We start from the raw sequence: 25,617 nt of genomic DNA, 5'->3' as shown, positions 1-25,617 counted from the left end.
GATTACTAAATATATTTAGTAATAATGGGATTCCTTTGTAACTGGAAATATTTAGCTGAAAAAAATCTTGCTTTTTTTTTTACTTTAAAAGACACTTACATATGTTGTATAGTTAGCTTTGTATTTTTTTCGTAGAAAGGATGATAAATTTGTTACCTGAAAATGTTCTTAGACTTTTTTTTTCAGAAATACAGCTTCAAAAATTACTAATTATTCATGATTTACACAACTATGGTATACAAGTAACGGTGTTAGAAAGAAAATTAAAAGTGTCAAAAAAGAAAGTGAAGAGAGCTATCAATAGTCTTCAGCTAGATATAGCTGATTACAATGATCAGAACAAAAAAGAATTATTACTTATAGTAGATAAAAATGTTGTTCATTTATCAAAAAATGTAAAAGATGAAGACTATGTTCAATTGTTACAGTATATACGAGAAAAATATTTACTTAGTTCAAGCTTGTATAACAGTTTATTGTTTGTTTTAGAGCAGAGAAAATTTACTGTAATGGAGTTAGCTAATAACCTTTCCTACAGCGAGTCTTACACATATAAATTATTAAAAAAAATTGAAAGTTTTTTTTTAATAATGGATCTGGGTGTAAGTATTTTAAAAAAAAGTGATAAGATCCTATGTTTATCAGGAGAAGAAGTGGTAATACGCTTATTACACTATCTAATGATAAATATTATTTCATCGAAAAATAGTTGGTATTTTCAAACTATATCTGAATTACAAATAGAAACTATACATTCTTTCGTAAACTCTAAAAGAATAAAAACCTTTTCTCCATCCAATCTGAAAAGAGTAAACATCATCATGGCGGTGTATGAAGTAGCAATCAGAAAAGGGTATGTATCTGCTGAACTACCAGATTCCGTTAAATCTGTCGGTCGTATATTAAATAAAGAAAAAGAGTTGCCTATGTATTTAACATACTTACAGAAAAGAGAACTAGGAGAGATAGGTGGGCTTCATGATGAATTGATTCAGCTAGCATTCATTCTTAATTATTTTACTAGAGAACTAAGAACGAAAAATGAAAAAATAGTACTAGGAAAAGAGCTAGTAAATAATAATAGAAACAAAATAATCAATCCCTGTGTTTTATTAATCAATCAGATTTGTGAAAAATATACCTTAACCGAAGATAGTTATTTTCTTCTTGTATATTCTATTTGTAATCATTTTATTGTCATTCATTATTTAAAACTTTATAAATTTATGAAGTTTGACAAATTCCAATTAAGAAACGAGAAGACAGAAAAGTTTATTAAGTCAGCTATCAAAAAAAGTTTTAGTAAGTATTACAAGGAACCCTCATTTGATAAATTGGTTTTTAATTTTACGAAAATCATAATGGGATATGTCAAGTTGAACAAAGATATTCCAGTAGGAGTGTATGTTGAATTTCAACGTAGACCAGAGTATAAATCTGTTGTGGAGAATGCATTGATCCATAATTACAGCGCAAATGCTTTAAAACTGGTTAATAATTATAAAGATGCCGACATCATAATATCTGATAATTACGTTGTGAAGACAAATCAGGAATATTTTTATTTTAGAGACGTATTTGATAAAGTTGCTTGGAACAAGCTAGGTGCTTACTTGAATGAAATTATAAACAAGGAAATTGTTAAAAGTGTAGGATTCTCTGAGTAAAAATTTTAGTTTGATCTTAATGGAATTTTTTTTCTTTCAAGATACTTATAAACTGTAGGTCTAGAGATATCATATTTTTTTGCAATATCTACGATAGAGTTAGTTGTGTTCAAGTAATCATATATAACTTCGTCTATATATTTATTTTCTAATGGTCGACCTAAAGTTTTTCCATTCGCTTTTGCAGCCTCTAACCCAGATAGTACTCGCTCCCTTATGAGGTCAGCCTCCATTTCCGCAAAGGCACTCATGATTGTAAAGAAAAATTTGCCCATTGAAGTACTAGTGTCAATATTGTTTTGAATACTTATAAAGTTAATACCACGATCATTAAAGTCTTCCATCAAGCACAACAAATGCTTTGTCCCTCGAGATAATCTATCAAGTTTAAAAATTACAAAAGTATCACCAGATTCTAAAGAGTCCAGTGCACGTTTAAGTTCTCTTCGATGCGTATTTCTTCCACTATCGAATTCTGTAAATATTTTTGTGCATCCATAATTTGATAATGCATTTAGCTGCGAGTCTAATTGTTGATGGATGGTACTAACACGAGCATAACCGATTGTTTTCATAAATTCCTCCAGAGATAATTTTAGATTAGTAGATAATCACCTGCTATATTATCTCAAAATAGAAAAAAAAGTCAAAATAAGATAATAGAAGATAAATATATTTGTTATAATTTATGAGCAGTTATTGTATGTCATCTATTCAAATGTTTTGCTTACACCCTTATTTTAATACATATTAAGAAATAAAACACGTTAATTCCAAGGGGATTGATGTGTATTTTTTTGTTATTTTAAATGTAAGTAAAACATTTGTTTTGTTTACGAAAAGAAATATTATAAGAGTAATAAAAAAAGAGGTGAATAATTTGAAAAAAATATTTTTTGTTCTACTTTGTGTACTTCCATTTATTTACTTTCCTAAAGAAGTACATGGAGCAGAGCCAGTCACAATTACAATATCAGGAAATGTAGCTACTGCTAAGCTAACAGGCAAGCCTGATGCTCTTGCAGTTCAATCAAAAATCTATGACTTATTAATCAATCAAAAAAATGTGACAAAACTTATTGTAGACGGCGAATTTGGTGAAGACAATGCTGCGGGAATGGCTAGGCAATTAAGCTATACAAATATTTCAGAGTTAGAAGTTAAAAACTCGAATTATCTGCCAAGCCAGTTCTATTGTGCTGGTGCTAATGGACAACCAGGTAAACTAACTTCATATAAGGATGATGGAACCGTTAAAGAGTTGAGAAGGGCTTCTTTATCTACGTTTAGTAACTATAAAGACCCTAATCGATTAATATATTTTGAGTCACCATCTGCTGAAAAAATATATAATGGGGTGTTTGACGGATTTAGAGGTGAAGAGTTAATAGTACCACAAATAAAAGAGAGTGTAGGTGTCGGCAGTGGAAGTTATAACAATTTTGAACAAATGCCTAATGTTAAAAAGATTAACTTATCAGGGCTAGAAGAGCTCACAGGATATGGATTATTTACTGACATGCCTAATTTAACTAGTTTGGACTTGAGTAATGTAAAAAGTTTAACATCTATGAATTTTCTAAACAATAACAATACTTCTTCTACTTATGTCAATTTAAGCAATTTAATAACCTTAAATGAAAAGTATAGTGTTGGAAGTAAAACAAGTACAAATCCGGTCTATATTAAGTTAGGAAATAGTCATCCAGAAAAATTATTTAATGAAAATACAAATGCTATATTTTATCAGTCTATATCCCCTAAATTAAATTTTGAAGTGGAAAAAGGTACCGCTATTAAGGTTTCTAGTATTGGAGATTCATCGTTTTTATCCTATAACACAAATGACTGCAAAGTAATATGGTATATAGACAATGCGTTATCTCAATACGTAGGGACTGATATTAATGTTGAAACTAATAACTTAAGTGAAGGAGTTCATAGTCTTACTCCAGTAATATCCTACAAAGGGAAAGAAGACAGAGGCTTTTTTGGAAACTTGACTATAAGTGTTAATGTATACGAAAAAAAATTGACAGCAGAGCCAGCATCCCAAACAACTAGCCTAGGGATAGATACATCAAAGTTTGACTACTCTAAATTTGTAAAAAACGTTAAATTAGGTGATCAGGTATTATCTTCTGACCAGTACAAAGTAGAATTGATTAATAGCCTTACAACAGACACTGTAGGAACAAAAAATGCGAAAATAAGAATTACCTTAAAATCTGATGCTTCAAAAACAGTGGAGATAGATGTGCCAGTTGAAGTAGGTTGGGGAAATAGTGTCGTTTATGGTAGTTATGATTATGGAGCCAACGGTAGAACATCTGCAGCATTTACGTTATACACAGAATCAACTCCAACTATTGTTGCATCTCAAGGTCAAAATGATGATAATCTAGCAATTCATTCAAATTTTCCAAATCAACAGTATTACACTTTTAATTGGTTTGACTTATCTAACAAACAGATTTTGAAAATAGATGAGTCGAATAATGGGGATAAATACATTAAAGCAAGTGGAAATGAATTAAAAAAAGATAAATTGAAAGAGTGGGGTACTGCTCAAAATCAAGCTGTAAACTATGGTGATATTGTTCGAGCGTGGCAAACTGAAACTGGCAAAAATTGGCTATACGAAAATGAACAGAAGCAAGCTTATAATGATGCTAAAAAAGCAGTTTACTATGAGATTACTACGTCAGGATACCGTCCTTTACACTTCAATCAATTAACTCCTAAAACAGGAAAAATACCAATTTATTCCACAAATAAATATTTAGATGAACATGTTAAAGATTATATTGATTTAAAAGGCTATTCAAATATAGATGTAAAGGAATTTGTAGAATATCCTGATACTGCCTCATCTGGAGATAAAAGAGCTAAAATACTTGTTGAAGAAACATTAACTACTGGTAAAAAAGTGCAATATGAATATGAAGTAACGATAAACGTTGAACCAGGAACGTTGACCTATACAGTTCCTAAGACATTAACATTTAAAGAATTTTCAAAATCAAAAAGTGAACAGATTGTCCAAAGAAAATATTCTGGTAGTCTGGGTCTTTTAATAAAAGATAACCGTGGATCAAATAAACAAGGGAATTGGACACTAACGGCTAAAGCATCATCCGATTTAAAAGGTATTGCACCATACTTGATTTATCGTAATGAAAAAGGAGTTGACAGCTATTTGAATGGCTCGGCAGTTCCTGTCTATACACAAGATAAACAGGTAAGTGCTACCGAACCTTTAGAAGTTGAAGTCTCAAATAAATGGAAAAGCACTGATGGTATATTATTAAAAGTCCCTTCAAAAAATAATTTAGCTAGTCAAGAATATTCCACAACAATTACTTGGAATCTTGTGGAGGGACCATAGTATGATAAAAAAACTATTATTGAGTTTACTTTTATTTCTAACTGTTAGTATTCCATTATGTTTCATCAACGTATCTGTATTTGCAGAAGAAATACAAAGTAAAGTGACTGTAAGAATTATACATGACGATCCGTTAGAACCTGAAAATCCAAAAGAAAGCACTAACGATTCAAGTAAACAAAAGTATAAAGAATCAAACACGAAATTGAATAAAAAAAACAGATTACCACAAACGAATGAGCGTATTAATTTATCTATCTCAATTATAGGATTACTAGTACTCTTATTAGGAGTAGTTGGGATATATATAAATAATAAACGAAATGGAGAAGATAAGAATGAAAAAGATTAGTTTAGTAGTAGCAGGTTTAGCAACAATAGCAGTATTTGGATTAGGACAGTCAGTACATGCGGAAGAAACCACAGCTTCTGTATTAGTAAAATCTGGTGGAATTAAAATTTCTGACACTAAAAATATCACTTTTAATGATGTTACCGTAAAAAAAGGTGGAACAACAGCGACAGAAAAAGATAAATCAAGTATTACCATTGAAGATTTACGTGGTTCAAGTAGTAAAGGGTGGACATTAACAGCTAAATTAAAAGATGAAAACTTTAAAGGAATGGGATTAAATGTCGCTCCAAAAATTGAATCAAATTCTACAGTAGCTAAACCTGGATCATCCGCTGATTTAAATTCTCAGCCACAGACGATTGCAACAGTTGCAGATACTGACATTAAGACAACAGAGTTTGATACAAATGTTAGTTTAAACGCTAAGTTAACAGTTCCAGAAAAACAATTGGCCACTACTTATACAACGACTATCGTATGGAACTTGTCTGAAGGTCCAGGAACTAAATAAAGTATTAATCATAAAGAGGCCTCCGTATCGGGAGGCTTTTTATCACAGAGGAGAAAATGATGAGAATAATAAAGAAAGCTGTGCTATTCCTTATGTTTGCTTTCTCAGCTTTAGGTTTTCAGCAACTAGTATTAGCTGACAGCAATGATTTTTCTGTTACACCTGTATTAACAGAAAATCAGAATCCTGAAGTTCCAAGCTATTTTGATTTAACTGTCACACCAAATCAAAAGCAAACGCTCAAAATAAAAATTAAGAATAACTCGAATGAGAGCGTAAAATACAAACTATATGTGAATACAGCAACTACCAATCAAAACGGGATTATCGATTACTCTATCACTAATTTTGAAAAAGATGAATCGTTGAAACTATCTTTAAAAGATTGTTTAACACTAACAGAACAGCTTGTTGACGTTCCTGCAAATAGTGAAAAAGAAGTTTCTCTTGAATTATCAGTTCCAGAAACACCATTTGAAGGGATAGCTTTAGGAGGAATTACTGTAGAGCCTTCTATAGAGAAGGGATCTAACGGTGTAAATAACATATTTACACGAACATTAGCAATTCAACTTACGGAAACAGCCAAAAAAATTTCTCCTAAATTAGAAGGAGGAGAAGTAAAAGTTTCTCAAGAAAACTTGAGAAATAATGTTAAATTTGAATTAAGAAATATTACACCTACCATTATCTCAAAAGTGAACGCAGAGATAGCAATAACTAAAAAAGGAAATAAAAATCCCCTCCTCACGCAAACAAAAGATCAGTTGAATTTTGCTCCTAATTCTAAATTTAATCTTATGACAGAGTGGGATAAGCAATTTGATCCTGGAGACTATACTTATAGCATTAATTTGACTGATGGAGAAGGAAATAAGTGGTCTTTTTCCAAAAAATTTAAAATTGAAGCAGAAATAGCAGAGAATTTAAACAAAACTTCTGTTGATAGAAAAGAAAGCTTCTTTGAGAAGTATTTTATATATATTATAGGACTGCTTTCAATTTTATTTATTGTGTTTGCATTGCTTATGTTAAATAGGTATTTCAAAATAAACAGCTGATTTCTTATGCGTTAAATAATCTCTTATTAAAAAAATAAAAGATGTTTAGTAAAAGGAGAATTTTCAAGTGAGCTTGTATCTATACATTGTTTTCGGACTTATAGCACTATTTAGAGTTACTGTATTACTTATCTCAAAGAACAATGAAAAAAAGTTGATCTTGTTAGGTGGAAAAGAATATGGGAAATTAGTGTCTAAATTATTAGCAATTTTACACACTTTATTTTATTTTTGTTCTTTTTTTGAAGGGATATATAAGAAAGTTGAATTAGATATTTATAGTGTAATAGGAATAATAATCATAACTTTTTCTTTCATTATTTTGATAAGAGTGATACAAGTTTTAGGAGAAAATTGGACCGTGAAACTTATTATTGTAGATGAACAATTATTGAATTCAAGTTGGCTATTTAAATATATCAAACATCCAAATTACTTTTTAAATATTATTCCTGAACTGATAGGCCTTACAATGTTTTTTCATTCTTGGATTACTATAATGTTTTTTTTCTTGCCTTATGGAATATGTCTATATATGCGAATAACGGAAGAAGATAAGCTATTGGCAGAATTAAAATAGTTTGTAATCTTTACAGTAGCTATGATGAAAGTCCAATTTTTTATAAAAAAATGTAGAAAGGAAAAAACTAACATGAACAAAAAAGATTTGATTGATTACTTATCAGACATACCTAGTAAGGAAGTATCCGTAAAAAAGATGATTATTGACATACTAGAAATCGATAAGTCTAAAATATATGAGAATGATAAATTAATAAGAAAAGAAATGCTCAAGGTTATGTCTGTAGTAAGCAAAAATGAAGAATTTAGTATTAAATATGCATATTTAACTGATCAAGTCGAAACAATATTATTTTTATCATAAAACATTTAGCAATGGAAAGGTGAATACAACTTGAAAAAATTCATAAAAATTTTAATAGTAGCATGCTTAATTTCTCCCAGTCTTTTTATAGTATTCGATTCTAATGACGTATATGCTGCAATAGAACAACGTGTTTCAGAAGCAAAAAACGAATCAAAAACAACTTTAACAGACGCAGTTAAAAAAATGATTTCTAATAGTTCAAATCAACATATTAGTACAGTTTCACAGCCATTAAATAATCTTTATTCATATAAGACAGGAAATTCAAGAACTTATAGCGAAGGAGATATTACATGGGGGAAAGAAGCATACGTTATCAGTATGAACCCGATATACACTACAGATGGAGTTGATACTAACTTATTAAAGATTGATTATAATCGACCTGGAAATGGTACGACGGAAACAAGCCCCAGCAGCATTTCAATCAGTGCAAAGACCAATAAGAAAATAGATACAAGTTTTTGGTTAGAAGTGCGTAGTGTTTACACAGTTTATCATACACTAGAATGGGAAACATTTTCAGGGAGTACAAAGAAAACCTTATATTCACAAGATTTATTAGAAAATCCTATTTCAATTCGAGTACACGTAACGAAGGACAATGAAGAAGGTTCAGTTCGTGTTAGTTATACAGATGTCGATTCAGGTACATCAATTATTAACGATAATACTGTGTTTGGTAAAATTGGCACTAACTATGATAACGACGTGAAAGCCGATTATAGTTCAAAAAAAGAGTATATTGAAAAACAATTCTATAAATATATTGGTGAGAAAAATACTTCTGGTAAATATATAGACGGTACTATCCAAGCTGAATATCAATTTGAAAGAGTCCAAGGAGGGGATACTACTGTCAATTTCTTGAATAAAGAGACTAATCTAAATGAGCGTCAAAAAGAGGCGTTTGGAGAACCCTCCTCGGATACTTTAAAAGGGAAGTACGGAGAAGTAAAAACTGCAGAAGCTAAAAATATTCCACACTATGAAACAATTGATGGGAAGCTAAACAAAGAAATAACTCTAAATGAAAAACCTCAGACAATAACATTTGAGTATAGATTATCTTCAGCTAAGCCTTTAACAGTGAAATACGTAGATCAAGATGGAGCTCCTATTCCTGGAGTTGATAATAAAGTTATTAGTGGTAGATGGGGCGATGATTATGTTGTTACTCCAAGAGAAGAAATTCCTTTTTATACACTTATAGATAGCACTGATCCAATAAAAGGATATTTAGATGAAGAAAGCAAAGAGATTGTTTATCATTATCAGGTATCTGAAGGTGGACCAATAATTGTACATTATATCGATGAAAATGGTACTAAACTGAAAAAAGATAAAACAATTACTGGATTGAAGTTTGGTCAAAAATTTAATGAGAAAGCAGAACAAATTGAACACTATCATCAAAAAAAAGATGAAATTTCTGGTCAAGTAACAGATAAAAAACAAGAAATCACTTTTGTTTACACAATTAACGATGGAAAACCTGTTATTGCTAATTTCAAAGATCAAACAGGAAATATAATTCATGAAAGTTATTTATTATATGGTAAGTATAATTCTTCTTTCGATGTTAGTGATAAAAACAAAGACATTGAATCAATTTTGAAAAAATTAACAAATAACCATTACGAACTAATTAAAACTACAGGAAATATATCTGGTAAGTTTATAGACACAGAATCCGAAACCTATTCGGGCCAAGTTAGTTATATATTCAGAAAGAAAAAGGCTTCTGGTAAAGTAACTGTTCGGTATATAAACAGTATGAATAATAAAGAAATTTCTGAACCAGAAATTTTGTCAGGTAATTTTGATGACCCCTATACTAGTCAGCCTAAAATTATAAATAATTATCATTTGACTAAGATTCCAGAAATAACCACAGGTAAATTTTCAGATGACGATACAGAGATTATATATTCTTATGAACCTGATGTAGGTGGGACAGTAATACTTAATTATTTAGATAAAGATACACAAAAGCCCATTGCAACAAACGATGTAAAATCTGGTGGCGTTAATCAACCGTATCAGTTTAATCCTAAGAACATTCAACACTATCAGATTAGCAGTATTCCTGAAAATGCACAAGGTGTTTATCCAGACGCTAACAAAGTGGTTAATGTCTATTTTGAATATGATCGTGCACCAGCAAAACCAATTCATGTCGTATACCAAGACGAAGAAGGAAACATTTTTGAAGAATATGAACTTAATACAGCTAATAAAAAATGGAATGATTCTTTCAGTACTGAAATTAAGTCATTTAAAGGGTATGAAGTAAAAAATATAACAATTGATGGAAAAGAAGTTAAATCTGGTAACGGATTATATGATGACGAAAAAGAACAAACGGTTATTTACACGTACAAGCTAAAAAAAGCAGCTCCTATTCATGTGAGGTACATGGATATTGAAACACAAAAAAATATTCTTCCTCAAGAAAATATATTAGATCCGAACGCTGTGTTTGGTGATATATTTGAAAGTAAGTCAAAAGAAATTGAAGGATATATATATTTAAAAGCCGAACTAAATGGTGTTGAAAAAGAAGGGTCTGACATAATAAGTAAATACACAGATTTAGAACAAAATTTAATTTACTATTATTCTAGGGATAAAACATCTTTAGAAACAAAAGACTCAGTTATTTACGAAGGGGACATTTGGAATCCTTTAGATAATTTTGTAAAAGCTACCGACAAAGATGGTAATCCAGTAAAATTTGAGGAAGTAGGAGTTACTGGAAACGTGGATACACAAAAAGCAGGAGTATATGAAATCACCTATAGCTATGAAGGTATAACAAGTAAGGCGAAAGTGGATGTAAAAGAAAAACAAACGGCCCTAAATGTTCATGACTCTACTATATACGTAGGAGAAAAATGGACAGCGAAAGAAAACTTCGATAGTGCGATGGATAAGGAGGGCAAACCAGTAAAATTTGAGGAAGTGGAAATTACTGGAAACGTGGATACACAAAAAGCAGGAGTATATGAAATCACCTATAGCTATGAGGGTATAACAAGTAAGGCAAAAGTGAATGTAAAAGAAAAACAAACGGCCCTAAATGTCCATGACTCTACTATATACGTAGGAGAAAAATGGACAGCGAAAGAAAACTTCGATAGTGCGATGGATAAAGAGGGCAAACCAGTAAAATTTGAGGAAGTGGAAATTACTGGAAACGTGGATACACAAAAAGCAGGAGTATATGAAATCACCTATAGCTATGAGGGTATAACAAGTAAGGCAAAAGTGAATGTGAAAGAAAAACAAATGGCCCTAAATGTCCATGACTCTACTATATACGTAGGAGAAAAATGGGCAGCAAAAGAAAACTTCGATAGTGCGATGGATAAAGAGGGCAAACCAGTAAAATTTGAGGAAGTAAAAGTTACTGGGAACGTGGATACACAAAAAGCAGGAGTATATGAAATTACCTATAGCTATGAGGGTATAACAAGTAAGGCAAAAGTGAATGTGAAAGAAAAACAAATGGCCCTAAATGTCCATGACTCTACTATATACGTAGGAGAAAAATGGGCAGCAAAAGAAAACTTCGATAGTGCGATGGATAGAGAGGGCAAACCAGTAAAATTTGAGGAAGTAAAAGTTACTGGGAACGTGGATACACAAAAAGCAGGAGTATATGAAATTACCTATAGCTATGAAGGCATATCAAGTAAGGCAAAAGTGAATGTAAAAAATGTTCCCCAATATGTCATCTATAGAAATAAGGAATCAAGTAAGAGAATATATCCTAGGACAGGAGAACAAAAGAATCATTTAATTAGCGTTGTGGGAGTGATTCTTCTGTGTGTAGTTCTGTTTAAGATAGAAAATAAAAGAAAGGAAAATAAATAAAAATATCTATTTTGCTTGGATATATTCCATTACTATAAATAATACAAGAAACCGGGAGGAGAAATATTATGAAAAGAAAATTATTAGGAAGTTTATTTACAGCAACAACTTTAATGGGGATGGTTCTAATGCTAAACACAGATTCAGCATTTGCACATGGATATGTAGAAACACCTCCGGCAAGAGGTTACCAAGGTCAGTTGGACAAACAAACTGTAGGATGGACTGCTGCACTTAATCTGTATGGAAATGTTATTACTAATCCACAATCATTAGAAGCACCTAAGGGATTTCCACAAGGAGGTCCATCAGATGGCCGTATTGCATCTGCAAATGGCGGCTTTGGACAAATCGGAGATTATGTACTAGATAATCAAACAAGCGATAGATGGAAGAAAACAGATATAAACACTGGAGCTAATACATTTACTTGGCATTATACAGCACCTCACAAGACAACAAAGTGGCATTACTACATGACCAAATCTGGTTGGAATCAAAATGCACCATTGAATAGAGATGAACTTGAACTTATTGGAACGATTGAGCATGATGGATCATCTGCATCAAACAATCTAAGCCATACAATTAATATTCCTCAAAACAGAGTGGGTTACAACGTTATATTAGCCGTTTGGGACGTCGCAGATACGTCTAATGCATTTTACAACGTGATTGATGTAAATGTTAAAAATTCTGAGATTCCTGTGTTACCTACCAAACCTACAAATGTAAAAGTAACAAATGTCACTAAGAGTACTGCTTCATTATCTTGGGATGCTCAAACTACAGCAGAAAAGTATAATGTCTATAGAGACGGAGTTAAAATTGCTACAGTAAAAGAAAATCTATTTGAAGATAGCAAATTAAATGCATCAACTGAATATAAATATGAAATTCAGGCAATTGGTCAAGCAGAAAAACTATCAGAGAAAAGTGATCAGATTGTTGCTAAAACCCTTAGCGAAGACGCCCAAGAGAAACCAACTGCACCTAGCGGATTGCACTCGATGGGCGAAACAGATAGTACAATTTCGCTTATGTGGAATAAGGCTACACATTCATCCGGTATTAAAGAATATTTAGTATATAGAGATAATACTTTAATTGCTACGACATCTAATACCCATTACAAAGACAAGAACTTAGATGCATCTACAAAATATAAATATACTGTAAAAGCAGTTAGTGTGGATGGAGTTTATTCTGAAGAAAGCAACGAAATCACTGTATCAACAAAGGTACCGGTTATTCCTAATCCTGGAGTGGGAAGAGAATTTAAATTAGGATCAATTACTAATCCGGAATTATACGAAAAAGGAGAAATTGTTTCGTATGAAGGCACAAATTATATTTCTTTAGTGACACATTACAATTATGGTGATGCATCATGGAACCCTAAAGAAGCACACAGCTTATTTAAAGCTTGTTAATCAGCAGATATTTTTTTAAATCAATATTAATTAATTGATAACTTTGACAGCTTAGTAATAAAAAAAAGGGTTTTTATTTTTAAATAAATTGAAAAGTGTTTGTTTATAATATGTCAATATATATAATTTTTTTTAAAGTTAGTATAAAAAATTAAATAAAATATTTGAGGAGTGTTTTTATGAAAAAAAACTATTTAATATATTTTACTGTAGCATTTTTACTTTCAATTAGTCTATCAGCAACAGTACATGCAGAAACTTCTACCAAGGAAGACAACATGTTAAAAAATAACAAATTAACTTTAAAAGAGATAGGCGGTAGTTGGAGTGGAGAACTGCATGGAGGAATGGGGACAAAACCTGTCGTTATTGGAAATTGGAATAAAATCTCTGATAATCCTTATTTTTTAATGCTTGATGTTGTTAATGGAGGACCTCTATCTTTAAATTGGTCTGCAGCAATATATAATGTTTCTAAAAATAAAGTTATTTGTGACTGGACTAACTTCAATCACAATTATAGTAACTTGACGTTACGTTATAAGGAAAAACCATCAAATGGGGACCAATTGCAATTGTGGCTGCATGCTAATTCAGGATCAGGTGTAGTCTATGTAAGATATTAAAGCCTATAATAAGTGAATTATATGTAACAGCCCCAGAAACTCATACATAAAACTTGAGCTTTCTGGGGTATTTTATATATTTAAAAATTTTTTCTAGTCTTAATTCATCTAATATAGGAATTCCATTAGCTGCAAACAAGGGAATTGAAGGTTTTATTTTTCTTGCTTCTTTTACTGCATTTGGAAAAACTTCTACAATTCTATAGCCGTTCTTTTGATAAAATCTTAGAGCTTCTAAGTTATCATTAGTAGTTATGACAGATATTTTTTTTACGCTCAGATCTCTACTAGTTTTTTCTAAGTGATTTATTAAAGCAGTCCCTATTCCTTTCGATTTTATGGTGCTGTCTACAGATATAATTTCTAAATTTGTGGCTCTCTGAATGAATGTAATTAATCCAACAACGCAGCCAACATCTTTGTAAATATAGGCTTGTAAATTTTTATAATTGTAGCGACCAGAAGAAATAACCATTTCACAGTCTCCCCAATTTTTTTTTAGAAATTTCTCTAATTGATTTTTGTCGGAATCTCTTGCTTTAAAAATTTGCATATGTACACGCTCTTTTCTTTATCACTTTTATCTACAATATATAAATAAAATCTAGCCCTGTATAGTGATAATTCATAAATAAACTATTACTTTTCAAATAGAGACTAAATAACTGGAGGTCATTGATAAATGCTGAGATATGAAAATTACAAATTATTAAGGGTAAAAATTTCTTGTACTAAATTGGAAAAAAATATATATAGAAATATTGCTTTTCCGATGGGTATAAAAAATTTTGAAATTTTAAAAATTTTGCAAGAATCTATTCCAGAATCAATAATACTATGTTATCAGGAAGAAAAAGTTATATTTGTTTGTGATGATATAGAAAAATCTATGGGGCGTATTGAAGGATTAATTGATAAATATTGGATAGACGGGTTAGAATATGTTATTGAGGTAAATGAGAAAAATAAAGAATACAATCCAGTATTAGTTATATGTAAGTATGATACTGATAAAAATGAGCTGCTCAAAAGTATGGAGTCAATAATTTCGTCAGATAAAAAAATAATTATAGATGAGTTAGCAGATTGTTGGATGTTGAAAAAAGAATACTGTAGTATACTTTTATCATAAACTTGTAAAAGCGATAGAATACATTATTGAGTAGTATTTAGAAGAGGAAGTGGAACTGTAATGAATTTTTATGGGATAAATTATTTAGAATCGCAGTCTGATATTAACGACTATCTTAGATATTTTTTGATATTTGGTTCTCTTTTTTTATTAGTAATTGTATTTATTCTTTATTTACGACATCGTATAAAGACAAAGTATAGGGATTTAAGCATTATTTTTTTACTGTTATTAATATTTGCCTCTGGGGTCCAATATTCTGACTATCAATCAAATCAAGCAAAACACACCCAATCATCTCAGATGGTAAACTTAGTTCAAAACTTAGCAAAAGAGAAAAAAATAGATGAAAGTGATATATTTGTTAACTCGACACAATTAGTAGATGGAATAATGATCAAAATTAAGAAGAATTATTTTAGAGTAAACCTAAGTTCTGATCAAAGCTCTTTCACTCTTGAGAAAGCCTATTTGATTAATCAAAATATAGTCTTAAATAAATAAAGGAGAGAATATATGCAATTTTACAGTCCAATCATTATTAAATTTGCCTTGGGGATTATTTGTTTAATTATTCAAATTAACTTAATGGGAAAAGGAAATTTAGCTCCTTCTTCTGCAATGGATCAGGTTCAAAACTATGTTTTAGGCGGGATAATAGGTGGTGTCATTTATAACGATTCTATTACGGTTTTACAATTTGTATTAGTGTTAATTATCTGGACGTTACTGGTATTGATATTAAAATTTGCTAAAGAGCATAACAGATACGTTAAATACATTGTTGATGGAAAGCCTATTACTCTTATTAAGAACGGTATTGTAGACGTGAATGAATGTTTAAAAAATGGTATATCTGCAAATGAATTGATGTTTAAATTAAGATCTAATGGAATTTATGAGGTACAGCATATTAAGAGAGCTGTTTTAGAACAAAACGGTCAATTGACACTTATTGAATTTGGGGATGAAAATATCCGATACCCTATAATTGTTGATGGCCAAGTAAACTTTGACGTACTAGAATTGATTAATCATGATGAAGAATGGTTGGAAAATGAAGTTGTAAAACAGGGCCATAGCAGAATAAGTGATATTTATTTAGGAGAGTATTTATCAGGGAAACTTAATCTATATAGCTACCATTCATAACAATGTATCTAATATAATTAATTAAGGGGGATTCAAAAATGAAAACAGTAATGTGGTTCAGGCGTGATTTGAGACTTCAGGATAATAAGGCGTTATATCATGCTTTAAAAAATGTAGATTCGAAAGAATTGATATTAATATTTCAAGTAAACCCACAACAATTTATAAAAGACAGCCCTAATCACGATGCTTTTTTTTCAAGCGTAGCTTCATTTAAAAGAAAAGTTGATAAAGAGTCCCATTTGCAAATTATGTTTGGAGACCCTTTGGACTCATTTATTCGTTTAAAAGAAAAACTTCCAGAATGGACATCTATTTATTTTAACGAAGACACGTGTGGTTATGGTACGTTTCGCGACCAACAGTCAATTAGTTTTTTTGAAAAAAATAAAATTGAATATTCAATTTTTCAGGACACCTATTTACACGGATATAATGAAATAAGGAAGAAAGACGGTGGAAGTTACCAAATATTTACGCCATATTATAATAATTGGAAAGAAGCAATGAAGGAAACGCCAATTGATGTTCCCTACACTTCCGAAAAAATTTTTTCTGAGTCATTATTTCCTGAAGATGAAAAAAGATTCAATAAGATGATGGATAATATCCCTATTGCGAATTTTTGTAGGGGGGAGGAAGCGGCACAATCCATGCTAGAATCCTTTATTTCTAATGATTTACAATCATATGAAAAAACACGTGATTTTCCTTACAAAGACAAAACGAGCCATATATCTACATTTTTAAGAACTGGAGAAATTTCAATCCGGACAGTTTGGCATAAGCTAGACTCAGTCGTAACTAGTCTTGGTAAAGAGACATATAAGAAGGAATTAGCCTGGCGAGACTTTTATAATATGATCTACAGTACATTTCCTCAACAAAAAGAAGTAGCAAATCAAGAAAAATTTCGCTACATTAAATGGGAAAACAATCAAGAAAAATTTGTTAAATGGCAAAATGGACAGACTGGTTATCCTATAATAGACGCTGCAATGCGTCAGCTTAAAGAAACGGGCTGGATGCATAACCGCTTAAGAATGATTACTGCTTCTTTTTTGGTGAAAAATTTGCACATAGATTGGCGATGGGGTGAAAAGTATTTTGAAAAGATGTTGATTGATTATGATGCGGCTAGTAATATTGGAGGATGGCAGTGGGCAGCATCTACTGGAACGGATGCTGTTCCGTATTTTAGAATTTTTAATCCTGCTGTTCAGTCAAAGAAATTTGATAGTGAAGGTTTGTTTATAAAAAAATATGTCATCGAATTAAAACAAGTACCTACAAAATATATCCACCAACCAGAATTAATGAATAAAGAATTACAAAATCGATACAACGTGAATTTGGGTGAGTCTTATCCTTATCCAATTGTAGATTATGCTGAAAGTAAGAAAAAGACAATTGTTCTTTACGAATCTAGCAAAGAATACTACAGAGAAATGCTACACAAAAAATTAAGATAATCAATCAAAAGAAACAGCTTTAGCAACGTTTTATTTCATAACTTTTTGTCATAAAATGGAAACTGATTGAAAAAGTATTTAACTCAATTGTGGTATGTTTAAATGCTTTTTCGATCAGTCTTTTATAAGATAAAGTGCAAAGAGATTTTTAAGTAGTATGGAATTAAATTATTTGTAATAGAGAGAAACATTAATTATAATTAATATTAACTTTATAAGTAGGGTCAAAACTCATATGGGAGATTGTGCGGGTTCAAATCCTGCTTGGCCCGTTATTAATGGAAATAGACAAGGCGATAATCATCTTTGTCTTTTTTAATTTGTAAAAATAATCTAGTTAACATAAGATATATTATTCAAAGTAGGATAATAAGGTTGAAAGTTAAGATTAACCGAAACTTTTATGTTTAAAAGGAGTATTTCGTTCGCATTTTTTGTTATTACTGGTATTTCAAAGAGTAAATAACTTGTATTATTCGTGTTGGAACTTTTCTTATTCAAGATATTTAAATTTGTTCTTTTCGATTTTAACCATTTTTATATGAAAAAATAAGTATGAAAAGGATTTTTTCTATTCTAAAAAGTAGATTTTTAGAATTATTGGATATTCAATCATTAAGGATAGTTTCTATTTCTTTTTGGAACGAAAGTTTTCCATAAAAGTCATCTTGTATTAGTTCTGGAAAAATATTTTTAAAAAAATATTGGACACTACTTAGCTCTCTGTATTGTTTTACTGTTATTACTGCATCGAAAAACATATCCTTAAATACATTATCTGGATTTGATTTAGAAATTTCCTCGTATGATTCATACATTAAATCTATTTTGTCTGAAACAGATAAAATTTGACCTTCCAAAGTATCATCTTTTCCTTCTGAAAGTCTTCTTTGATAAATTGTTTGAAACTCATTAGGGATTTCTTGATTTATAAAAGCTTCTGTCATGCTTTCTTCAACAGAAGCTAACATGCTGCGTAATTCTTTATTAGCATATTTCACTGGTGTTTTTATATCACCAATAAATCTTTCCGTATAATCATGATTTAGACTTTTTTCATATAGAGTTTGCCAATTAATTTTATTACCGGATACCTCTTCTATATCAGCTAAAGTTTGAGCAATCATTGCTACTCTAAATGAATGGGCAGCTACTGTGTGTTCAGTATATTTAAAAAAACCTGGAGCTCTCCTTATTTTTTCTAAATTGGCTAATCCTGTTAAAAATGCATTTAATCCCATTACTAAATCATCTCCTGAAATGTATATTCACTTTTATGCCTATTATAGCACAAGAGAACATACAGTTATTATCCACCAACTGCTTTTACACTAAAAAATTCGACTAGATTTTTCTAGTCGAATTTTTATTTTTTGTCTGATATATTGCTATTACGTTTGTTTATTTGTTTTTAGCCTAAGTAACTTGTCAATTTCTGTGATAATAAGAATGACAATACCCGATGCAATCGAAATACCCCAGGGAATTATTGACATCCCAGAAGTGTAAAACAAAGATTGCATAAATGGGACATAGGTCAAAATTAGCTGAAGAACAATCATAATCAAAATTATTACAAAGGCTTTTGGATTACTAAAGAAACTTTTTGATATTACCGGTTGACTAGTACGAATATTGAATAAGTAGAATATCTTACTCAATACCACAACATTAATCATCATAGTACTAGCAACTGCTTGGCTAACACCTTCTGCTAATAACCATTCATATGAAATAATACTTATCAGAGCCATCAAAACCGATACGTAAGCCATTTGCCATATATCATGATTGTTTAACAAACGATTCCCATTTTTACGTGGTTTTCTATGCATAATCCCCTTTTCAGCAGGCTCAAAGATAAAAGCAAACTGAATTGTAATTGCTGATACCATATTAATCCATAATAATTGTGTTGGTTGTAATGGCATTTCTTTTTGCGTCAAAATTGTAAAAGCAATGATTAAACCTTCAGCGAAAGATGTTGGCAGAAGGAATAATATGCTCTTCTTGATATTATCGTAAATTCTTCTACCTTCTCTGATGGCTACAGACATTGTTCCAAAATTATCATCTGTTAGAATCATATCCGCAGAATCTTTTGCAACATCAGTTCCGTTCATTCCCATGGCTACACCAATATCTGCTTTCTTTAGAGCGGGAGCATCATTGACACCATCACCCGTCATTGCAGTTACTTTTCCACTTTCTTGTAAAGCTTCCACAATATCCATTTTATTTTTTGGTGTGGTTCTTGCAAATACTTGATTATACAACACTGCATTCTTAAATTCATCGTGTGACATACTGTCAAGTTCTGCACCAGTTACCACGTTTATCTTAGGAGCTAAACAAAGTTTTTCACCTATTGCTTTGGCTGTTAAAGGATGGTCACCCGTTATCATCTTGACATGCACACCCGCACGATTCATTTCTTTTAAGGCATGAATAACTTCTTCTCTTGGAGGGTCAATGATTCCTGCAATTCCCAGTAAATCTATACCCTGACTAAGTAATTCATGTGTCACTTCCTCAATATCTGAAGAGACTTTTTTGAATCCAACAGCAACAACTCTTTTTCCTTCCTCAGAAAGTTCTGTTACTTGTTGAAACCAATATTTCTCGTCAAATGAAGAATCAAAAGATTGTGCCATTGGAAAAAGTTTATCGGGAGAACCTTTTATAAAAATAATCCGTTCTTTTTGACTATTTTCAACAAGCTTTGCCATGTATCGATAGTCTGAGTCAAATGGTAACATGTCTATTTCTTCATAGTCTGGTTTCTCAGGATAAGAATATTGCTTATAAAACAACGTTAAGAAAGAACCATCTGTAGGCTCTCCATTAATTGTCCAACGGTCCTCTTCTTTCACCAGCACCGTATCATTAGCTTCAAACCCAGCTTCTAAAAACAATTCAAGTTGGTTATCGACTACAACTGGAGAATCATTATGAAGAATCTCTCCTTTGGGTTTGTATCCATCTCCTGTAACTTGAAGATATTTTTTGTAAAAAATAATATCTTTAACAGTCATTTCATTTTTAGTTAAAGTTCCTGTTTTATCTGTAGCTACAACATCTACAGAGCCTAATGTTTCTACAGCAGGCAAGGTCTTAACTATTGTATTCTTGTTCTTAGCCATATCACTCACACCCATTGCTAGAACAACGGAAGTTGTGGCTGGTAATCCCTCAGGGATAGACCCCACAATCATTGTAACTACGGCAAGAGATAGCACTGACAAAGAATAAGTCTCTAAAATCAAACTAAAAACAAACAAAGCTATTGCTACCGCCATGATGACATAAGTAATTCCTTTACCTAAGCCATCTATCTCTTTCATGAGTGGAGTTTTTCTAGTTTCCGTATTATTAACATCAGTTGATATTTTTCCTATTTCAGTCTTTTCACCAATTGAAGTTACAACTCCTATGCCACTACCAGAAGTAACAGAAGTTGAAGCAAAAGCTAAATTAACTCTTTCAGCAAGTGGTATGTCTGTCGTTTCTAAAGATTCTTCAGTCTTCTCTACAGAATCAGGTTCACCAGTCAGAGCAGATTCTTGGATCCTCAAATTATCGGCTTCAACGATTCTCAAATCCGCTGGAACATTATCACCAGCTTCTAAAAAGACAACATCACCAACAACCACTTCTTCGGAAAGAATATCTTTTCTGATCCCGTCTCTATACACAGTTGCCTCAGAAGATAGCATTTCTTGGATTCGCTCTAAAGCGTCTGAGGCACTTGCCTCTTGATAATAGCCAATCAGTGCATTGACAATAACCACTAATGCAATAATAAGGGCATCTGAGATATGTCCCATTATCAATGTAAGCAATGCCGAAAACAATAAAATATAGATTATCATGTTATTAAATTGTCTAAGAAGTAGTTTCCATTTTGGTATCTTCTTTGACTCTAATTTATTTAATCCGTACATTAACAAACTTTCTTTAACTTGTTTATCTGTTAAACCATTTTCTAAATCTGATATATTGTATTTTCTTAATACTTCATTAATATTTAATTGGTATATATTTTTTTCTTCCATAAATTATTTTAAACCCCTATCTTAATATAGTTAAACACAAAAAAGCCCATCTATTACTATCCTGGTAATGAAAAGTAATTTTTGATGCACTACTGTATTCTTATTCAATTAAGAAATAGGATAAACATACTAAAGTTCTCTGCTCACCTTCTATCGAATCACTTGTCAATTAAACCACCTCCTTTAATATAAATATAAGAATACAGAATCATGAATAACTTTGCAAGCTTTTACTTGAAACTAACAAACAAAAACCTGCGTTGAATAATTTACATTTAAATATATAACATAATAACTAATGTATTTAAGATACTAAAATTTGGCTCATTTTATTTGTATATGTTAAAATTCTATTATGTAAAGTATGTTATTCACTTCTTTACAAATCTATCTTAGTCTTAGACAGTCGGCGGAAAACGACTGTCTATTTATCTGGTGAAGTATTTTAGGTATGTTTATTCAGTGGTCGATTAGACAGAAAAAAAGAGCGATTCTAAAAAGAATCGCTCTTTTTTAGTTAGTAGTAAAGCGTCCTAGGTAATCTACGTTGAAGTCAAAGTTAGATCCAGGAATGAAATCAAAAGAACCTTGACTACTCCATTGCCAAGCGGCTGTATCTGTGTGCAATAAATTATTAGCACTTGGGTTCGCCGGCCATTCTGCTACCCAACTATTTTCTTTACCTAAAACGTCATATTCCATCCAATTATTATTGAACCAACTAGCGCTAGAATAATGGACAACATTTTTGAAGCCACGTTTTGCTAATTGATCTCTAAAGTAGACAGAAACTTTTGTGGCATCTGCGTTAATCATTGGTGTTGTTTCTGCATCATTAACCATGACACTATTTTGGGATAGCCCTAATTCTTCTGCGTAATCCGCATAGTAATTGGCTTGATCAATTGCTTCTTGTTGATTTTCAAACCAAGAAAAATGATATGTTGAAACAGTTAGACCTGCTTTTTTGGCATTGGTAATTTGACTAGGGGCTAACGGGTTTTTGTAGGTTGTTCCTTCAGTTAATTTGACTACTACGCCTTTAATTCCCATGTTTTTCATCTTTTGAAATTGTTCTACAGAAATCTCTCCATTATGAGAGGAAATATCGATAAAATCCACTCTAGGAGGTGTTTCACTGAGGCTGCGTTTACTTCTTAGTAAGGAATAATTGACAGGGTCATTTTGAGCAAAACTTCCTAATTCATAGTTACTCGTCACAATATTTTTTGCTTCTGCTGGAACACTTGTTATAAGACCTCCAAAAGTTAGGCCTATTCCTAAAACAAATAATTTAGCTGAAATTTTCATTTAACCATTCCCTTCTTCTTCTGTTGTATGGTACATTAACAGGATAGATCATTAATGAAAAATAATAAATGTTTTTTATTATTACATATAAAAGGTTAAGTTAAACGGTTTTAACAATGAACGCTTGTAAGACATATAAACTACTAGTCTCATTGGTAAGTGCTGCATGCGTAACAACTTGAATTTTTCTTTAAAATGAAGCCTTTAATTTATAAGTCCTCAACATTGTATTCGGTGTACCCTTCATAATAATAGCTAATATCAATACCCTTCATGAAGATTTCTCTATCATTAATTTTATCAGTTAAAGCATTTGAGATTAAATATTTAATTTCCAAATCTTTGACTGGACTTCTTTCCATTGCAGATAAATAATCTTCTTTATCAATTAAGTTCCAATCTACAACCTGCTTTAATTCTTTTTTCAAAATTAAGTCTAACCATATTCTCGTTGCTCTACCATTGCCCTCACGAAAAGGATGTGCAATGTTCATTTCAACATATTTGGCTACAATTTCATCTAAATTTCTTTGGGGCATTTTATCTATATGTTCTAAAGCGATTTCTAGGTACATTACTGGTGCAAAGCGAAAATTTCCTTTAGAAATATTTTGACTTCTAACTTTACCTGCAAATTCATAAATATCTTCAAACAAATAATTATGAATATATGATAGCCCCTTGAATGTTCCAATTTCTACTCTGTCAATATCTCCAGAGTCATATAATTGTTTTGCCTTTTCTTTACTGACACGTTCCTCAACTCTGTTTAACTCAAGTTGGTTAATAATACCTAATTTGTTTTCTAACAACTGAATTCACCGCCTATTAATTATTAATCCTTTTTTTCAATAACTCTTTCAACTTTCATGCTAAGTTTTTCAATGTATTTTAGCACGAAATCTACATAACAATCAAAAATATAAAGACACTTGCTATTCCCATTTTTTCATATGGTAAAAATAAACTCAATGCCATTTTTGAGATATGCTGCATCGTCATGATAGATTATTGATGATGTATAATAAACACTTTTTTCTACATATAAGATATTAATTTATATAGTTTTAACGATGAATGCTTGTAAAATATCTAATTTACTAGTTTCATTAGTAAGTGCTGCATTCCTAACAACTTGTATTATTCTTTTAGATGAAATTTTTAATAACCCTATTTCTTTAGGAAGCTGTTTAAGTGCAATGAGTGAGATATCTTCAGGAACAACGACCCAGCTATAATTAGTTTTAGTATTTAAAATTATATTGTTAAGTTTGTTATCCGAAAAAACTATTTCGATGCTATGTGTATTTAATTCTTGTGTGTATTTACTAGACACGTTTTCTAGCAATAAAAAATCTAAAGTAACAGATCTCATCAATAACGAAGAATAAAAGGAAAAATTGGGAATTAGCTTATAAACTGATTTTCCTTTGTGATATGAATTCTTAGCAATTTGTAACCACGAACTTTCTGACAATGCAAACGAAAAATCAGATATAGTAAATATTTGTTCGTCACTACTATCAATTTTAGAGTATCTATTCTTTTTAACGATTCCCCCACCCTCTTTAGCTTGAATCGTTTTAATAGTTGACCAAGTGTTTACTAAATCAGATCGCTTAATATCTTTTACTAAAACTTGTTGCATTAATTCATCTTTTATTTGGCTGTTTCCTTGGCTAATTTTTTCTACTAATTCAAAGTTATCTGGACTGACTTCTACGTCCTCTATGTTAGGAACACTAACTCCCCTACTTCTTGCTCGTTGTTGGTAGTCAAAGTATATTTCTCCTGCTTTTTTTCTTTTCCATATTAGAGATTCAGTTACTCCTGTTACATATGCTAAATGTTTAATCCACTGTGTAAAAGAACTATACTCATTACGCCATAATTTACTATATTCTACTTCTCTTATTAGCTCGTATAGACGCACCCATGAATGAGTATCCTTAGACAATATTTCTTCAATTTCATGTTCTATTTTTCTTAGGTTCAATTTATCCTCCTTTCTGTCTATTTACTATAATACGTTATAGTAAATAGACGTTATAAAAAGAAAGAATTCATGAACATTAAATATTATATGTATTCTTTCTTCCTATTATAATTAAAAAATGTATTCAATGATTTGATCTATTTTAGCCATATCCTTTAATGGTAAATGTTCTATTTGGCTTAACTTTCTTTCTGTAAAATCTAAAGATTTTAATTGGGAAATAACGACTTGTCCATGAGTTTCCATTTCATCAGGTAATGTATAACGAGTGGGCATATTTTTAATTGTAGAAGTTATGGGACAAATTACTGCAAACATTGTCTTTCTATTAAACTCATATCTAGAAACTACTAGACCTGGACGTCTTTTCTGTATTTCTTTTCCAGCTGAAGGATCGAAATCTATCCATACAATATCGCCCTTTTTAGGAATATATTTCTTTTCGTCACTCATTAAAATAATTCTCTCCCTCCAGGTTCAATGTCATACCATTCATCTTTTTCGTAGTACTCCCCTTCTGATCCACCACTAAATGGATCTTGTAATTTAGGGACTAACGTAATTGTCCCATCATCAGAATACATCACTATATATTCTTGGTCTGCTTTTGGTTTCTGTCCGTTATTAGATGGTAATGTCAATACTACAGAACTTCCTTGTTTTCTAGATTTTGTGGTTAACATACAATCA

At 31.1% G+C, this 25,617-nt stretch carries 23 protein-coding genes; 14 read left to right on the top strand and 9 right to left on the bottom strand.

The genetic code is table 11. The features are described from left to right. Positions 1 to 149 precede the first annotated feature (149 nt). Positions 150 to 1,667, top strand: a complete 1,518-nt coding sequence (locus IGI87_RS14000; RefSeq protein ID WP_438737515.1) for a hypothetical protein — start codon at positions 150 to 152, stop codon at positions 1,665 to 1,667. Between the two features lie 5 nt (positions 1,668 to 1,672). Here the strand turns inward: IGI87_RS14000 and IGI87_RS13995 are convergent, their stop codons facing one another. Next, complete coding sequence (locus IGI87_RS13995) at positions 1,673 to 2,242, bottom strand: recombinase family protein (RefSeq protein WP_010821193.1); 570 nt, start codon at positions 2,240 to 2,242, stop codon at positions 1,673 to 1,675. Between the two features lie 212 nt (positions 2,243 to 2,454). On the opposite strand from IGI87_RS13995, the gene IGI87_RS13990 reads away from it, so the two are divergent. The 9 genes from IGI87_RS13990 to IGI87_RS13950 all read left to right on the top strand — a co-directional run bounded on the left by IGI87_RS13990 (position 2,455) and on the right by IGI87_RS13950 (position 13,809). Beyond that, positions 2,455 to 5,055: a hypothetical protein gene (locus IGI87_RS13990; protein ID WP_438737513.1), complete on the top strand. Its 2,601-nt coding sequence runs from the start codon at positions 2,455 to 2,457 to the stop codon at positions 5,053 to 5,055. A 1-nt stretch (position 5,056) separates the two neighbouring features. Beyond that, positions 5,057 to 5,407 carry an LPXTG cell wall anchor domain-containing protein gene (locus IGI87_RS13985; RefSeq protein ID WP_174126213.1) on the top strand — a complete coding sequence of 117 codons (351 nt, stop codon included), beginning with the start codon at positions 5,057 to 5,059 and terminating at the stop codon, positions 5,405 to 5,407. Beyond that, positions 5,394 to 5,921 carry a WxL domain-containing protein gene (locus IGI87_RS13980; protein ID WP_002408990.1) on the top strand — a complete coding sequence of 176 codons (528 nt, stop codon included), beginning with the start codon at positions 5,394 to 5,396 and terminating at the stop codon, positions 5,919 to 5,921. The genes IGI87_RS13985 and IGI87_RS13980 overlap by 14 nt, the downstream gene beginning before the upstream one ends. Before the next feature lie 56 nt (positions 5,922 to 5,977). Beyond that, on the top strand, positions 5,978 to 6,982 hold the full coding sequence (locus IGI87_RS13975) for a WxL protein peptidoglycan domain-containing protein (protein WP_174126212.1): 1,005 nt from the start codon (positions 5,978 to 5,980) through the stop codon (positions 6,980 to 6,982). Between the two features lie 67 nt (positions 6,983 to 7,049). Further along, on the top strand, positions 7,050 to 7,562 hold the full coding sequence (locus IGI87_RS13970; protein ID WP_010829187.1) for an isoprenylcysteine carboxylmethyltransferase family protein: 513 nt from the start codon (positions 7,050 to 7,052) through the stop codon (positions 7,560 to 7,562). A gap of 72 nt (positions 7,563 to 7,634) precedes the next feature. Continuing rightward, on the top strand, positions 7,635 to 7,868 hold the full coding sequence (locus IGI87_RS13965) for a hypothetical protein (protein ID WP_010829188.1): 234 nt from the start codon (positions 7,635 to 7,637) through the stop codon (positions 7,866 to 7,868). A gap of 30 nt (positions 7,869 to 7,898) precedes the next feature. Further along, positions 7,899 to 11,750, top strand: a complete 3,852-nt coding sequence (locus IGI87_RS13960) for a bacterial Ig-like domain-containing protein (protein ID WP_438737509.1) — start codon at positions 7,899 to 7,901, stop codon at positions 11,748 to 11,750. Between the two features lie 68 nt (positions 11,751 to 11,818). Continuing rightward, entirely contained in the window at positions 11,819 to 13,183 is a 1,365-nt protein-coding gene (locus IGI87_RS13955; protein ID WP_438737507.1) for a lytic polysaccharide monooxygenase, read from the top strand. Positions 13,184 to 13,362: 179 nt separating this feature from the next. Continuing rightward, entirely contained in the window at positions 13,363 to 13,809 is a 447-nt protein-coding gene (locus tag IGI87_RS13950) for a hypothetical protein (RefSeq protein ID WP_202473237.1), read from the top strand. Positions 13,810 to 13,849: 40 nt separating this feature from the next. Here the strand turns inward: IGI87_RS13950 and IGI87_RS13945 are convergent, their stop codons facing one another. Then, positions 13,850 to 14,362 carry a GNAT family N-acetyltransferase gene (locus IGI87_RS13945; RefSeq protein ID WP_202473238.1) on the bottom strand — a complete coding sequence of 171 codons (513 nt, stop codon included), beginning with the start codon at positions 14,360 to 14,362 and terminating at the stop codon, positions 13,850 to 13,852. 129 nt (positions 14,363 to 14,491) lie between these two features. On the opposite strand from IGI87_RS13945, the gene IGI87_RS13940 reads away from it, so the two are divergent. From IGI87_RS13940 to IGI87_RS13925, 4 genes are read left to right on the top strand one after another with little or no spacing between them, the layout of a single operon-like run. Then, complete coding sequence (locus IGI87_RS13940) at positions 14,492 to 14,941, top strand: hypothetical protein (RefSeq protein WP_208783321.1); 450 nt, start codon at positions 14,492 to 14,494, stop codon at positions 14,939 to 14,941. Positions 14,942 to 15,001: 60 nt separating this feature from the next. Continuing rightward, positions 15,002 to 15,445 (top strand): DUF3290 domain-containing protein, encoded by a 444-nt coding sequence (locus IGI87_RS13935; RefSeq protein ID WP_010829195.1) that lies wholly within the window; start codon positions 15,002 to 15,004, stop codon positions 15,443 to 15,445. Positions 15,446 to 15,457: 12 nt separating this feature from the next. After that, positions 15,458 to 16,093, top strand: coding sequence for a DUF421 domain-containing protein (locus IGI87_RS13930; RefSeq protein WP_202254778.1), 636 nt, complete (start codon positions 15,458 to 15,460; stop codon positions 16,091 to 16,093). Between the two features lie 38 nt (positions 16,094 to 16,131). Further along, complete coding sequence (locus IGI87_RS13925; RefSeq protein WP_438737503.1) at positions 16,132 to 17,565, top strand: cryptochrome/photolyase family protein; 1,434 nt, start codon at positions 16,132 to 16,134, stop codon at positions 17,563 to 17,565. Positions 17,566 to 18,173: 608 nt separating this feature from the next. Here IGI87_RS13925 and IGI87_RS13920 read toward each other — a convergent pair. The 7 genes from IGI87_RS13920 to mazE form a co-directional block, all read right to left on the bottom strand. Beyond that, the gene (locus IGI87_RS13920) at positions 18,174 to 18,806 is read right to left on the bottom strand and encodes a YfbR-like 5'-deoxynucleotidase (RefSeq protein WP_086318231.1); all 633 of its coding nucleotides are present in this window, start codon (positions 18,804 to 18,806) and stop codon (positions 18,174 to 18,176) included. A gap of 150 nt (positions 18,807 to 18,956) precedes the next feature. Continuing rightward, positions 18,957 to 21,620, bottom strand: a complete 2,664-nt coding sequence (locus IGI87_RS13915) for an HAD-IC family P-type ATPase (RefSeq protein WP_438737500.1) — start codon at positions 21,618 to 21,620, stop codon at positions 18,957 to 18,959. A gap of 513 nt (positions 21,621 to 22,133) precedes the next feature. Beyond that, a complete protein-coding gene (locus IGI87_RS13910; protein ID WP_016627046.1) occupies positions 22,134 to 22,931 on the bottom strand; it encodes a GH25 family lysozyme in 798 nt (265 codons plus the stop codon). Positions 22,932 to 23,140: 209 nt separating this feature from the next. Beyond that, on the bottom strand, positions 23,141 to 23,743 hold the full coding sequence (gene fic / locus IGI87_RS13905; RefSeq protein ID WP_010821245.1) for a protein adenylyltransferase Fic: 603 nt from the start codon (positions 23,741 to 23,743) through the stop codon (positions 23,141 to 23,143). Between the two features lie 245 nt (positions 23,744 to 23,988). Next, complete coding sequence (locus IGI87_RS13900) at positions 23,989 to 24,927, bottom strand: hypothetical protein (RefSeq protein WP_010829201.1); 939 nt, start codon at positions 24,925 to 24,927, stop codon at positions 23,989 to 23,991. A gap of 111 nt (positions 24,928 to 25,038) precedes the next feature. Beyond that, positions 25,039 to 25,380 carry a type II toxin-antitoxin system PemK/MazF family toxin gene (locus IGI87_RS13895; RefSeq protein ID WP_001278770.1) on the bottom strand — a complete coding sequence of 114 codons (342 nt, stop codon included), beginning with the start codon at positions 25,378 to 25,380 and terminating at the stop codon, positions 25,039 to 25,041. Next, positions 25,380 to 25,610, bottom strand: a complete 231-nt coding sequence (gene mazE, locus IGI87_RS13890; protein ID WP_000958277.1) for a type II toxin-antitoxin system PemI/MazE family antitoxin — start codon at positions 25,608 to 25,610, stop codon at positions 25,380 to 25,382. The genes IGI87_RS13895 and mazE overlap by 1 nt, the downstream gene beginning before the upstream one ends. Between the last annotated feature and the right edge of the window lie 7 nt (positions 25,611 to 25,617).

The organism is Enterococcus sp. DIV1444a (genome assembly GCF_051712125.1).
GTDB classification, from domain to species: domain Bacteria; phylum Bacillota; class Bacilli; order Lactobacillales; family Enterococcaceae; genus Enterococcus; species Enterococcus faecalis.
The sequence above is the reverse complement of the archived record's forward strand: the minus strand, read 5'-3'. Positions and strand labels throughout refer to the sequence as shown.